This window comes from Candidatus Saccharibacteria bacterium (genome assembly GCA_034521515.1).
Lineage (GTDB): Bacteria > Patescibacteriota > Saccharimonadia > Saccharimonadales > JAXHMH01 > JAXHMH01.
The window spans coordinates 16,734-30,162 of sequence record JAXHMH010000002.1 but is presented as its reverse complement, the minus strand read 5'-3'; the positions used below and the strand labels follow the sequence as shown (position 1 = coordinate 30,162).

Below are 13,429 nucleotides of genomic sequence, written 5' to 3'. Positions count from 1 at the left end.
GTTATCAGCAACCCCCGCATAATCCACCTTAATAGTATTACTACAGCGCGGAAACTTTTAACCAAAGGTATTACGAGTATCTGGCTATGTTATTTCTATTTTTCCCAAGGAAAGTTGGGGTGGCCGAAGTGGCCGAAGCGGGCGGTTTGTTCGTAGATTGGCCGTTTGAGATCGAGCGATTTGATGATACCGGCTGGCGTTAGGTCATAGCCCTCAACAACTTCTTGAGCTCCGTCAATAGTGACAGTTGCTTCTAGTGGTTGGTTGTAGCCTATGGCATATGCCAGGTGCACGAACACTTCTTGGGCTTTACGCTCCCGCAAGTAATCTACGGCGATTTTGCGTGCCATATAGGCGGCGGAACGATCAACCTTGCTGGGGTCTTTGCCAGAAAAGCAGCCGCCACCAATCGGCACGCTGGGGCCGTAGTTGTCTACCACGAGTTTGCGGCCGGTTAGTCCGGCATCGGCGTCAAAGCCGCCTTGGTGCCAATCGCCGGCGGGGTTAATGTGTAAATTGATAGTTGATAGATCATAGGTAATAGTTGATGAACTTGAGAGCCAATACTTTACTGCTGATTCGAGTTCAGGTTGTGGGGCGTTTTGGAAGCTAGCTACGATTGACTGTATGACGCCATCGCGGACGGTTACTTGCGTTTTACCGTCGTGAGGCAAGCGCTCATAAAGGGCTTGGTTTAATCTGCGGCTTAGCACGACTTCCAGTGGCAGTAGTTCGTCCGTTTCTGACGATGCGTAACCTACCATTATGCCTTGGTCACCTGCACCGCCGGTATCTACGCCGTGGGCGATTTCTGGACTCTGGGCAACGATACGTGTTTCCAGCTCTACGCCTGGCGCGAGCCGCTCAACAATCGGCGCAACGTCAACTTTGGCCGATGAAGTCACTTCACCAGTTATAAAAACTTTGCCGTGACCGCCAACAGTTTCTACGGCGACTCGAGCGTCGGCATCCTCAGCCAGGTAAGCATCGAGTATGGCGTCAGAAATTTGATCGCATAGTTTGTCGGGGTGCCCCGGGCTAACTGACTCGGCGGTTTTATAGATTGATTTTTTTACAGACATGAAAAAACTCCTTTTAATCTGTCCTGATTCGGGTCGATAAAGGAGCATCGTGTTGTGCTGATATCTTCCCCGAAAAGGGCTGAACGTAGCACCTTGGCTGCAAAAAGCTAGGTTGCTGGTGGGTCAACGGGTCAGATCCCTTGCCACTCTCTTGATATTTTTTAATTGTAAATTTACGGCTTACGCATCGTAGCACAGAATACTGCGGCGTTCTATACTATATGCATGAGTAAGATGATAATTGATGTGCGTGAACCAGAAGAATACCAAACGCGCCACTCGACTGGCGCGTTTAATATACCCCTGCTAGAGCTTGATAACGCGGCAGAACTTATGACACTTGATAAGGATACTGATATCGTGGTGTATTGCCGGACTGGTGATCGCTCAGAAGTAGCAAAGCAGCTACTTAACGCCAAAGGTTTTAATAAAGTTACTAACGGTGTAAACGCCGAAACAGTTGCCTGTGATTACGGCATTGGCTTAGAATGACCGGCTGCTAACTGGAAAGCTCTATGCTGACTGGGCAATGGTCTGAACCCATGACATCAGCGTGGATCTCAGCTTTTTTAACCCGGCTTTTTAAAGCCTCAGATACCAGGACGTAATCAATCCTCCAGCCAACGTTGCGTGCCCGCGCGTTGGCCCAGTGTGTCCACCATGTATAGTGCCCGTTGCCTTGCTTGAAAAGTCGCAACGTATCAATAAAACCGGCATGAATGAAATTATCAAAACCTTCGCGCTCTTCGTCAGTAAAGCCTTTTTTGCCACGGTTTTCTTTAGGGCGAGCCAGGTCATCCTCGGTATGGGCTACATTTAGGTCACCACAGAACACGACCGGCTTTCCGGAGTGATGAGCTGCCGTATCGTGCATCTCGCTCAAGCGAATCTCTCCGGTTTCTAATGATTTGCAGTATGCCAGGAAGGCTGGATCCCACTGTTTATGACGGAGCGGAACACGGCTTAAATCGTCTTTGGAGTTTGGGGTGTAAACAGTCACCACGTAAAAATCGTCAAACTCGGCAGTGATAACTCTGCCTTCACTGTTTGGGTCGCCGTAGTCATCGGCCGCGAGCTCGTATTTTTTGATAATGTCTTCTGGTAAACCGTTTTGGATAGATAGTGGTTTTATTTTGGTGAAGATTGCTGTGCCAGAGTAACCTTTTTTGTCTGCGCTGTGCCAGTACTCTTCATAGTCGGGCAGATCAATCTCGGCCTGTCCCTGCTCTGCCTTGGTTTCTTGTAGGCACAAAATGTCGGGTTGATGTTGGGCTACGAAGTCTTGGAAAGTCCCCTTTTTGATTACTGCCCTAATCCCGTTGACATTCCAACTGTACAATTTCAACTTACTCATCGCACCACCTGCTTCCTAGCGGAGCTAGTATCTCAATATAAGTAGCTTTAATAGTTTCATTTAGCTCAGTTAGCTCTTCTTGTACGATTTGTCTTACTTTTATTTCTATCCTGGTGTCAATAGTATCGAGCATTGAGGCGAATTTATCGTCGAGGTGTTCAATAACTTGTTTGGTCTTGTCATCGTTCATGCATGAAATTATAGCATCGGGACAGTATGTTCTGCTAAACTGTAAAGCAATGTATAAACGTGTTTTACTGAAAATTTCCGGCGAACAGCTAGCTGGAAAGTTCGATGGCGGAATTGACCCAGAGCGAGCCAACTGGTTGGCGGCTGAAATAAAAAAAGCCCAGGATAAAAATGTGCAAGTAGTAATCATGGTTGGTGGCGGTAATTTCTTGCGCGGCGCCCAAATAGCCGGTCACGGCATTAAGCGGGTTACGGCTGATCATATGGGAATGCTTGGCACTATGATGAACGCACTGGCATTAACAGACATATTCGAAGCGAACGGCATAAAGACCCGTTGTTTGAGTAATATTTTTGCTGAACAGGTGGCTGAAAAGTTTATCCACCGTTTAGCTGAAAAACACTTAGGCAAAGGCCGAGTGGTGATTGTAGCGGGGGGTATCGGCCGGCCGTATCTTACAACTGATACTGCTGCCGTGTCTATGGCGCTAGAGTTAGAGTGCAACGCAGTGCTTAAGGCCACAAAAGTAGACGGCGTTTACGATAAAGACCCGACTACGCATAATGATGCCGTAAAAATGGATTCTCTCAGCTACCAACAAGCTGTAGAAGACGGTGCAATCAGTATTATGGATAAGGCAGCCATGGGTCTAGCCATGGAGCATAAAATGCCGCTGGTTATATTTGACTTGCTCAACGGGGGTAACATCGCCAAAGTTTCTGCTGGTGAGCCCATCGGCACCACTATTTCTTAGATAGGCTGGATTTTCTGAAAGGTTTGGGTAACTATACGCTGACCCGCTCAAGAACTATCCATACTGCGCCAACTTTGGCGGCTACATTCTCAACGGAAAGACAGTAAAGTTCGAGCTTGGTTATCTTTATACGTTTAGTATACTAAGCTAATGTTGGAGAGGTGTCCGAGTGGCTTAAGGAGCACGCTTGGAAAGCGTGTGTGCGGGCAACCGTACCGAGGGTTCGAATCCCTCTCTCTCCGCCATAACAAAGACCGGGCAGTTGTCCGGTCTTTGTTATGTGGCAAGGGATGAGAACCCGTGCTGCGTAGCAGCGGGGTTCGGCGTAGCGAAGTGCAGAAAAGAAAGCACCGAAGGTATTTTCTTTTCAAGCGAGCGGAGGAGGCTTTTGCCGATATCCCTCTCTCTCCGCCATGAACCATACGGTTCATGGCTCCGCCACATAAATTTCCCTAAAATTATCTGAATAATTTTTTTACATTTCGACACTAAGCAAATACGAGCTAAGCTACACTATTGGCTCGCAAAAACTAAATAAAATCTAAATTACTACATTTACATCTTGTAGTGCATGTTGCAAAACAAGTATAGTAGTAGCAGATGCCAGTAATTGAACTAAAAGACGTCAGCAAATTGTATGGTCTGGGCGACGCTACTACGGTTGCGTTGGACAGTGTTGATTTGCAAGTTGACAAGGGTGAGTTTATTGCCATCATGGGTCCGAGCGGTTCCGGCAAGTCAACCCTCATGAATATAATAGGCTTACTCGACCGCCCTACTAATGGCCAATATTCGCTGAACGGACGTATTGTGGCGCGTATGACATCTGGGCGTCGTGCTCGATTGCGACGCGACCAGCTTGGTTTTGTGTTTCAGAATTTCAACCTGCTGGATAAGCTAAATGTTTTGGAAAACGTCGCCCTACCCCTGGCTTATAAAGGCATGACCCAATCTCGCCGGCTTAAACAAGCCGCCAATGTATTGGAACGAGTCGGCCTGTCTGACCGTGAGTATTTTACTCCTAAACAGCTCAGTGGCGGACAAACACAGCGTGTGGCTATTGCTCGCGCACTGGTTAACAATCCGAGCATTATTATCGCCGATGAACCGACTGGCAACCTAGATAGCGAGGCCAGCCGGTTAGTAATGGAGCTGCTGAGTGATATACATAAAATGGGCAACACAATTTTACTAGTTACTCACAACCCGGAATTAACGCGGTACGCCAGCCGGGTGGTATTTATGCGCGATGGTTCGGTTATAGCTGATCAAATATCTAAAGTCGGCGAAGTACCAGCTATGGCAAAACGACTATATTTTGTACCAAAAACAACTGAAGAGGATGATTTGGCTGGGGTATCGGCACTCATGTCGGCGATATCTGGCAAGGATGATAAGAAGAAAGCTAAATCAAAGACCAAGAAAAAGCGCGGTAAATCGTATAAATCGCGTGCTAAGAAAGGACAAGACTGATGTTTGGCGGTGACATCAAGATGGCACTATCCAGCCTGCGCAGCTCAAAGTGGCGCAGCTTGTTGACCGTGCTGGGCATAATTATTGGTATCGTATCAGTCGTGACCACAGTTTCTATTGGCGAGGGCGTCAAGCAGCAGGCGCAGCAACAAATCAGTCAACGCGGCGAAGATATTATTACCGTATTGCCAGGAACAACTGTACAGCGGAACGCAATTGGCGAAATAACCAGCTTGGATCCATTTGTTGGTCAATCGAGTACAGTTTTCTCAGAATCAGACTATGATGCGGTGGCCAACACACCAGGTGTTGTTTTAACGGTGCCTTTTGGGCAAGTAGTTGGTTTAGCTGAGACCAAGGAGCGTAGCTATCCGGAAGCGCGGGTTATTGCTACCACACCTGGTGCGCCAACCGTTTTAAGCCAACCGGTTGAGTATGGCGGTTTTTTCTCTGAAGATTCGCGGGATAACACTGCCATAATCGGCAAAACTGTCGCCGAGCAATTGTTTGGCGAGAACGTGCCAACCGGAAAATCGCTAGAGGTTCGTGACCGTGAATTCATAGTTAGGGGTGTATTCAGCGAGTTTCCCGGCGCAACACCGCTGTTGGCCGGTGCGGATTATAATAATGCAATATTCATCCCCTACCACGTTGGACAAGAACTAATGGGCGGCAGTATGCATATTTATCAAATGCTGGCGATGTCAGAAGATTCTGAGAGCACTGAGCAAACCGCCGAGGCTATAAAAACGTCCTTGACGAAGCAGCGCTCGGATCAAGAGGATTTCACAATATTGCGTCAAGAGGAAAGCCTGGCAATTACCAATGAACTCATCCACTCAATTACTAATCTGGTAACGGCAATTGCGGCTATATCACTGTTAGTTGGCGGCATCGGTATTATGAATATTATGCTGGTATCGGTCTCAGAACGTACACAAGAAATAGGGGTCAGAAAAGCGGTGGGCGCCAGTAATAGGCAGATTCTTGGTCAATTCATGACAGAAGCGGCGGTGTTGGGTATTTGTGGCGGCCTGCTTGGCGTAGTGTTTTCGGTATTAGCAAACTTCTTACTAAGGATATTTACCAACCTTCAACCGGTTATTACGCTAGAGATTGTCGGTGTTGCGGTATCGGTAGCCTTGTTTGTAGGGCTTTTCTTTGGCATGGCTCCAGCGCTTAAAGCTGCTCATAAAGATCCAATCGACGCTCTCCGATACTAAGCCGAGGCTTACTTGAAGCGGCCAGAGTGCGCTATTTAAAGAGTTTCGGTATGAGAAGCGGTGTTTTGCGCTTGTATGCCTGGTAGGATTTGTTGTCACCCCATCTTTTGTCTGCGTAGGTTTCAAGTTTTGGTGTACCGGAGACAAACCTTAATAAAATAAATATCCACAAGGGGCTAGCCAGTGCTATAAGTTGTTGGGTGCCGCTTATAGTTGATATTGCTAATATGTATATGCCGACCCACATGGTGATTTCTCCAAAATAGTTTGGGTGGCGAGAATATGCCCAGAGGCCATTCTGTATCCATTTGCCTTTGTTGGCCTTATTTTGTTTAAAAGTGAATTTTTGGTAATCAGCTACTGTTTCAAATAAGTAGCCAACACTCCAAATTAATACGCCTACCAATACCGCACCTGTAAACGAAGCTGTATCGCCGGATAAGAAGTAAATGCTCGGTAGCATGATAACCCAAGCAGAACAGCCCTGTAGCAGCCAGAAAGCTCCAAACTTCCAAAAACTTTGACGGATGTCGTTAAAGCGATTATCTTTACCGGTTGACAGTATGCGAATTAATAAAAAGGCAGATATTCGCACTGCCCAGAGAGTAACCAGCAATAAAAGTATAGCTTGAGGTGTGGACATAGCTCCTTGCGTGTAAGCCAATAAAGCTATCAAAAAGAATGTAAGACCGTAGGTAAAATCGGTTAATTTATCACTCTTTTTGCTGTACGCAATAGCAAATGCCGCAATATTGAGGGCTAATGCTAGTAGTAACGTGTAGATAAGTATCATAAATTAGTTTAATTATACACCTATTACATATTTGCTAAATATAAATGACTCCCTAGATAAACGGGAGCCTATTTATATGTTATTTTATTGTTTAACGAGTTACTGTGATGGTCGAGTCTTCCGTAGATGCTACGGTTACTCGGCTGTTTTCGACAGAAATCTCATAACCGGTGCTATAATCTGTCGCGTCAGTACAAGTCGCTGAAGATGCCGGATCTATAGACCCCACGGTTGGGTCGCGTGGTATGTCAGCTATAAATTCTGGTACCAAATCGCTACAAATATCAATCTCTGCCGGAGTAGCGGTAGCGTCAGTGCCGATAGGTGCAGCCGTAGCTGTCACGCCGGTTGGTACAGCGCCATCATTTTGCAATGAGTACTGGTTAACGGCGCTAAGGATAGCGCTTACGTCTGCTTGACGCTTTGTATTGTTAGAATCTTCGATATGTTGCCCTGGATTTATTGCGACGAGAACAATCGCTAGTAGTACCGCCAATATAGCAATAACAACCAAAAGTTCAATTATTGTGAAGCCGCCTTCACCTCTTAATTTCTTAATACTTGGTAATTTCATTTTTGTGGTGCCCTTTTTAATTGTATCTATAGCCATAAGCATAATGGTTTATACAAAAAAGTCAATCATTTAGGGGTAGTTTTTTGGTAAAACTTAGTTAATCCTTGTGGATATGTAAAAAGTTGGCGGCTTCTACCCATTTTTTATGCGAAAAGAGCTTACGCAACTTGGTTGCGTCGGTTTTGCTATTTAATTTTAGTCCGTACGCGGCGGCTGGGACTGCAGCGAGCAATTTATTGTTTCTTGACTCCAGCGTACTAGTAAGTGTCTCCAGCACCTCGTTATTGATACCAAACATAAATAGCTTTTGTGTGCGGGGTATTGTCAATACAAGCCGTCTGTCCTCTGGAAATGGTAATTGTTGAGCGAACTTCTGCTCTAATTGTTCGGTATCACTAGAAGACGCGAGCGGTTCGGAGGCGTGAAACACCATGCTCTGATCGAGTACAATGACTGTGCGTCGTTTGCGGATCCGGTTATTTTCTATAAACTCGCGGATCTGGTTGGCGAAGTGCGGTTTATCGATAATCTCAAGATTGCGCATAAGTTCATAAGGGATCGTAATCTGGCTTAAGACGCCTCGTTTGCCAAATAACACGAGTTTGTCGCGGCTCATAAGTAGTACGTTGTTTGGTTTGCTCGAAAACACAGTCTAAGGTATTTCACTCCAGCTTGTTATGTTTAGCGTGCCGCCTGATTGTTCAGCGGTTATTTCCACTGTCCGCTGGAAATCGCCGCTTTGCCCAACCGAAGTAATTGTTTTGGTGGTGGATCCGCTTACGTTTATTGTAGCAGTTCCGGTATCTAACGAAAGTGTTTCTCCGTCGTAACCTGGGTCACGCAGTAGTCGCAATAAAGCATTCTCTGCCCCGTTTTCAGCCAAACGGAAAGCTTCTTGTCCGGCTTTGAGACTGATTATCGCTTGGGTGTTGATGACTGTGATACTAACAGCTGCGCCGGTTATAGAAATGAACATAATCATAAACACCAGTAAGGTTATGAGAACGTGACCGGTTTGAATGGTAGTCAAGCTTGTGCGTCTTTGGCTCATTGGCGCATCCCGACTGTTGTGGTGAAGTTTTGCGTTTTTGCCCCGGATGGTTCGTCTATGCGGCTGGTTACGGTAAGATTAATCTTGATTGTCGGCGTATCGCCACTTGCACCGAGACGCTGGAACGAAAGGTTAGAAATCACCGTGTTGGAGCCGTTTAGGCGGCTGGAATCTGGCGGTTCTGGTAAATCTTGACGAACGAGCGTTAGTTCTTGACTAGTGTTAGATGATGCGACATAGGCCCAATTATCAAAATAGGCGATAGCGTTGGCGTTGTGCCCTCCCCCGAGCGTAGTACTGTCGTTCAGTGATGGCGCAGACAAGTTGCTGATATCGAGTAGAGAGACCTGCTGACCAGAGGATGACATGGCAAGTGAGGCGGTAGTGTCATTGATATGGAACCCGTTGACGTCAACACCTGTTTCGTAACTACCGGTGAGTGAGGGCGAGGCTGGATCGCTAATGTTCAAAATGAGGAATTCGCTGTCACTGCCGTTGTTGGCGGTGGATACGAATAGATTGTTGTTGCTCGTCTGTAGTTTGGTAACAACAGCAGTGCCACCAATATTGTATAATCCGGCAGCTGAAGGGTTAGATTTATTAGATACGTCAAGTACTATTATTTCGGAATCGCCGTTTTCATTGCCGAGATACGCATAGTTTCCAGAGATGGCAATTTCGTTAACATGGTATGGATATCCGACTTCGTAGCTGCCAACTGAACTGGCGGATTCAGGTATGGATATATCCACAATGTATAATTCTGCCGTGACGCTCCCAAAGCCCCAGAAGCAACACCAGCCAGATGTGCGACCAACATATGCGTAACCGTCGGATACCGCGACACCTAGGGCGTCCTCGGTATATTCTAGATCGACTGAGTTGGTGAGTGATGGAGATGCAGGATCGCTGACGTTTATTATGAGCAGCTCAGCATTGTCTGAAGGGGTTGTGAGATATGCATAGTCGCCCTCTAGAGCCATATCGTTGACGGTGACACCCGTGTTGTACGAGCCAATATTTAGTATGTTATTTTTGTCAGATACGTCCAAAATGTAAAGGTTGTCGCCAGTTAGTAAATATGCACGTTCATTAGCGTTGTCTACCTCTAGTTTAGTGCCACCAAAACTATCAGGCGTGTTATAACCTCCATCAACTGATAGGTACGACGTGTCCCCGGTATTTACTTCTGCGGTATCTAGGCGGATGTTATCGAGATCGCTTAAAGAGTATGTATATACTAATCCATCTATGGTGAGCTCCAGCGTGTCATTGGTGTCGCCAAGTGTCTCTGGGACGGAAACATCACTTGCGCGGCGTATGTCGTGTTCTAAGCGATTCAATAGATAGCGCCCGTCTTGGGTCACCGCCGACGCTGAATAAGATTCCTTGTGTAAGGAGACTAGACTTACTAGCATGTCGGTTAATACCATTAGCATCACAGACGTTAATGCTAAAGCAACGACTACTTCTATTAGAGTAAATCCGGTCTGTTTTCTTGTTTGCTGTTTAATCATGGCGAGTAATTTATTGTTATATTTTCTAATGCTGACGTGGTGTCTCCTGGTCCAGTGAGCAGTAGTCGATAGCGGAAATATCTACCGGATAGATCAAAAGGCAGCGAATTATTATCGGTATAGTAGCTAGTTGGTGTTCCGTCCGGTCCAATAAAATCCCAGGTAGCATTGTCGTTGTTGGCCGCGACCTGTAGACGCAGTGTAGTACCAGGTGGTTGTGATGACTGGAATGACAGATAGTTGTATCCAGCTGTAGAGCCGCTGTCGAATGTTGGTGAAATGTACTCGCCCTCTTCCTCAAACCCGCTGCCAGTTATGCTAGGGACTACTACGGTTAGCTCAGAATTGTTGGTCGATGACGCGATGTAGCCGTAGTTGCCGAAAAAGACGCCTTGGTTGGCGGTGTTACCTCCAATACCAGTGCCATCCATCTGTGATATGTTGCTAGGATCGGCTACATCTATAACACGAATTTGAGGATTTGTGCCAGATAATGCTAACAATAGCTTATCACCTAGTTTGTGAATGCTATTGACGTTCCTGCCAAGATCCAATGCGTCCAGTAGAGACAGTGAAGAGCCATCCGTACTGAGAGTGTAGAGCTCTTGCCCTCCGTTATAGTTAAACCGACCAAAGTATACAGTGTCATCAGCAACAAACACTGCATTGCCAGCTATTGTTCCTGGTGCGTTGTAATACGTAGAAACGGTAGGGTTGTTCTTGTTGCTTACGTTCAGGACTGCAAGCTCGGCAGCTGTGTTGTCTATGGCTACGTAAACATGCTCTTCGTAATAATACAATGAGTTTATATTTGAACCTGTATCGTAACCGCCCGAAATAGATGGTGATACAGGGTCACTGATGTCAACGATACATAGTTCGCAAGCTCCGCCAGCCGTGCTTGGTGATTGGCTCACGTAAGCGTACCCGTCTACTACATGAATGTTAGTTGCATCGGTTGTACCGCCGAGGTTTAAATTAGTAGTAAGAGATGGAGAGTTGGGGTTGCTCACATCTACGATTTGGAGTTCAGTGGTGTTGCCAGATGTTGCTAAATAGGTATGATCTCCGTCTACATGTATGCCATTAATCTGTGAGCCTGCCCCATAACTACCAAGGAGAGATGGATTGGTTGGGTTTTGCACACTAAAAATGTATAGCGTTGCTCCGGTTGAGAGGTAGATACGTTCTGTGAGCGAATCTGCATATATACGGTAGCCGTCCGTGTTACCAGGGGTGTTATAGCCGTTTGCAGTAGAAACGTCTTCCCAATCAAATGTTTGGCCGGTAGCAAGAGTTACGCTACCTCCACTGTCAAATGAAGCTGTTGTACCGTTGAAGCTTCCACTGGCAAAATCGGCATGACTAATTTGCTCCCAAACATCGTTTTCATATCGGCTAAAGTAAAAGGTAGTACTAATGCTGTCAGGTCGCGGCGTTGTCCATTCAACACTAACTGTGATTTTTTTAGTAGAGGCGTCTGGGCTAGTTTGTGTTGTATAAACCTCGTTTGCTTCATTTGGTAAAGAATAGTGAGTATTGCTAATTGGCCGCTGTGTAGTGTTATTTGGCAATCTCCAACCGATTTGGGCATGGTCGCCACCGCCAGCTTCTTTGTAGTTCGCTTCAATGTAATAATATTGGCCTGCGTTGAGCGTGACTGGAGCTGAGGTTTGGGATGTGTACTTATTCCATTCACCTGCATTTGTCCAGCCATCTACAGACGCAATAGTGCTGACATTGGCTGGGTCAGTGTCAGCACTGATACGTAGCTCGGTGCCGTCGTCACCGTTAACGTAAAAAATGTAGTTACCATCTTCAGGTGCACAGAGGAGCGCCGACAAGCGACCTCCGAAGTTATCGTCGATGTTTATCGGTGTTGTCAGAACCGTATCGTTAATGCTTTGAGTGCTGGTTGGATTATCCGGAAAGTTCGCGCTATCGTAAAGCTGTGAAATTGCTGTTCCGCTGATATTGTCATATTTTTCAAACCGTGCGTTACCTGTTGGAGTGCAAGTAGTAATCTCGTCGTCTGGGTCTGCTTCGAGTATAGTTCCTGTATCATCGCGGTAGGCATCTTCAATGACTATTGATTTTGTGTAGCCGTCAACAGTTTCAGCTCCACTCATGAGCGACCAGCCAGTACTAGTAGATGCTATATGATAGGTGCCATTGGTGCTGATATTATCCCAGTTTTCTTCACGGACACTACGTAGCACTTCGACGGATTCCTGCACTAGTCCACTTGCCAGTAAATGCTCTTCAGTTTGGGCACGACCTTCCCTAGAGACAATAATAGATGTTAAAAGTGCAGGTAGCATAATGGCTGTTAGTGCGATTGTAATAAGTACTTCTATGATTGTTTGACCTCGTTGAAAGTAATGGAAATTAATATGCTTCATAGTTTGTTTACCGTTGTTGCGCCAAATTTATTGATAGAGATTACGTTGGTTTCTCCAGATAGTTGGCTATTGACTGTGATTGTTGCGTTACCGTCATTGAGACCACTAACCTCCCCGCTCCCCTTCAAGAATAATAAACGATTACTCGGTAGCGTGGTGCTTAGCGTTACGCTATTGTTCAGTTCAATTGTGAAGCTGTCAGAACCGATGTCGGTCACTACATCTGATTCGCTTGGTTGTGAATAGCGATTGCTAACAATCGGACGCTCTAATGTTCCGTCAGGTAACATCCAGCCGATTTGGCCGTGATCGCCTCCAGAGCCCTCTTTGTAGTTAACTTCAATATAGTAGTACGTGTCAGCCAAAAGATTTACAGGTTCTGAAGTTTGTTCTGGGAAAGTTGTCCAGTTGTTCGCCGGTGCCCACGTTGGAACTGAAGCAATGACACTGACGTTGGCTGGATTTGTATCAGTACTTAATCGTAATTCTGTCTCGTCATCACCAGTTACGTAAAAAATGTATTCCCCGCTATCCGGTGGGCACAGAAGTGCCGAGACTCGTGCGCCAAAATTGTCATCAATATTAATCGGCGAAGAGAGATTGATACCACTGAGTATTTGCGTGCTACTAGGATTACTCGGGAAGTTCGGACTGCTGTAGAGCTCCGATAATGCTGTCCCGTTTATTCCATCATATTTTTCGTAGTAGGCTGTTTCGCTTGGGTCGCAGGCGGAACCACCCGAAAAAAGGGTGTATTCCTCGTTATGCACAATAATCCCTTGATCCTGTGTTGTATTACTGGGGTCGGTATGGCCATTCATAGCTTTTATTTGTTGGCTTTTTATATCAGATATAAGTTGACTCGTAGTGCTCTGTACGTCTGCGGTAGTCCTTGGTCCAATTACTCCCATAGATGAGATTGCAAGTAGCACAGCCAGTAGTGATATGACAACCAACAGCTCAATAATTGTAAATCCTGGTTGCGATTGTGTAAGTTTACGCTCCATCAACAGAAC

The 13,429-nt window shown here is 46.1% G+C and carries 13 protein-coding genes, 1 tRNA gene, 1 pseudogene and 1 riboswitch; of the genes and pseudogenes, 5 read left to right on the top strand and 10 right to left on the bottom strand.

Annotated elements, in window-relative coordinates:
* Window positions 1-95 precede the first annotated feature (95 nt).
* Window positions 96-1,082 carry a methionine adenosyltransferase domain-containing protein gene (locus U5K77_00215; GenBank protein ID MDZ7744174.1) on the bottom strand — a complete coding sequence of 329 codons (987 nt, stop codon included), beginning with the start codon at window positions 1,080-1,082 and terminating at the stop codon, window positions 96-98.
* A 57-nt stretch (window positions 1,083-1,139) separates the two neighbouring features.
* A riboswitch (SAM riboswitch) is annotated at window positions 1,140-1,243 on the bottom strand.
* Between the two features lie 64 nt (window positions 1,244-1,307).
* Between U5K77_00215 and U5K77_00210 the strand changes: the two genes are divergently transcribed.
* Window positions 1,308-1,574 (top strand): rhodanese-like domain-containing protein, encoded by a 267-nt coding sequence (locus U5K77_00210; GenBank protein MDZ7744173.1) that lies wholly within the window; start codon window positions 1,308-1,310, stop codon window positions 1,572-1,574.
* Between the two features lie 7 nt (window positions 1,575-1,581).
* Here U5K77_00210 and U5K77_00205 read toward each other — a convergent pair whose 3' ends face one another.
* The gene (locus U5K77_00205) at window positions 1,582-2,427 is read right to left on the bottom strand and encodes an exodeoxyribonuclease III (GenBank protein ID MDZ7744172.1); all 846 of its coding nucleotides are present in this window, start codon (window positions 2,425-2,427) and stop codon (window positions 1,582-1,584) included.
* Window position 2,428: 1 nt separating this feature from the next.
* Window positions 2,429-2,626, bottom strand: coding sequence for a hypothetical protein (locus tag U5K77_00200; GenBank protein ID MDZ7744171.1), 198 nt, complete (start codon window positions 2,624-2,626; stop codon window positions 2,429-2,431).
* Window positions 2,627-2,675: 49 nt separating this feature from the next.
* Between U5K77_00200 and pyrH the strand changes: the two genes are divergently transcribed.
* From pyrH to U5K77_00180, 4 genes and pseudogenes are all read left to right on the top strand, one after another.
* Complete coding sequence (gene pyrH / locus U5K77_00195) at window positions 2,676-3,380, top strand: UMP kinase (GenBank protein MDZ7744170.1); 705 nt, start codon at window positions 2,676-2,678, stop codon at window positions 3,378-3,380.
* Window positions 3,381-3,535: 155 nt separating this feature from the next.
* Window positions 3,536-3,625, top strand: a tRNA-Ser gene (locus U5K77_00190).
* Between the two features lie 355 nt (window positions 3,626-3,980).
* A pseudogene (locus tag U5K77_00185) lies at window positions 3,981-4,640 on the top strand (ABC transporter ATP-binding protein).
* A gap of 212 nt (window positions 4,641-4,852) precedes the next feature.
* Window positions 4,853-6,076 carry an ABC transporter permease gene (locus tag U5K77_00180; GenBank protein ID MDZ7744169.1) on the top strand — a complete coding sequence of 408 codons (1,224 nt, stop codon included), beginning with the start codon at window positions 4,853-4,855 and terminating at the stop codon, window positions 6,074-6,076.
* A 31-nt stretch (window positions 6,077-6,107) separates the two neighbouring features.
* Here the strand turns inward: U5K77_00180 and U5K77_00175 are convergent, their stop codons facing one another.
* The 7 genes from U5K77_00175 to U5K77_00145 all read right to left on the bottom strand — a co-directional run bounded on the left by U5K77_00175 (window position 6,108) and on the right by U5K77_00145 (window position 13,420).
* The gene (locus tag U5K77_00175; GenBank protein ID MDZ7744168.1) at window positions 6,108-6,869 is read right to left on the bottom strand and encodes a DUF1295 domain-containing protein; all 762 of its coding nucleotides are present in this window, start codon (window positions 6,867-6,869) and stop codon (window positions 6,108-6,110) included.
* 91 nt (window positions 6,870-6,960) lie between these two features.
* Window positions 6,961-7,479: a type II secretion system protein gene (locus U5K77_00170; GenBank protein ID MDZ7744167.1), complete on the bottom strand. Its 519-nt coding sequence runs from the start codon at window positions 7,477-7,479 to the stop codon at window positions 6,961-6,963.
* 61 nt (window positions 7,480-7,540) lie between these two features.
* On the bottom strand, window positions 7,541-8,059 hold the full coding sequence (locus U5K77_00165) for a hypothetical protein (GenBank protein MDZ7744166.1): 519 nt from the start codon (window positions 8,057-8,059) through the stop codon (window positions 7,541-7,543).
* Between the two features lie 36 nt (window positions 8,060-8,095).
* Entirely contained in the window at window positions 8,096-8,494 is a 399-nt protein-coding gene (locus U5K77_00160; GenBank protein MDZ7744165.1) for a hypothetical protein, read from the bottom strand.
* Entirely contained in the window at window positions 8,491-10,011 is a 1,521-nt protein-coding gene (locus U5K77_00155; GenBank protein MDZ7744164.1) for a prepilin-type N-terminal cleavage/methylation domain-containing protein, read from the bottom strand. Before U5K77_00155 ends, U5K77_00160 begins: the two co-directional genes overlap by 4 nt.
* A complete protein-coding gene (locus U5K77_00150) occupies window positions 10,008-12,413 on the bottom strand; it encodes a PA14 domain-containing protein (protein MDZ7744163.1) in 2,406 nt (801 codons plus the stop codon). Before U5K77_00150 ends, U5K77_00155 begins: the two co-directional genes overlap by 4 nt.
* On the bottom strand, window positions 12,410-13,420 hold the full coding sequence (locus U5K77_00145; protein MDZ7744162.1) for a PA14 domain-containing protein: 1,011 nt from the start codon (window positions 13,418-13,420) through the stop codon (window positions 12,410-12,412). The genes U5K77_00150 and U5K77_00145 overlap by 4 nt, the downstream gene beginning before the upstream one ends.
* Window positions 13,421-13,429: the final 9 nt, after the last annotated feature.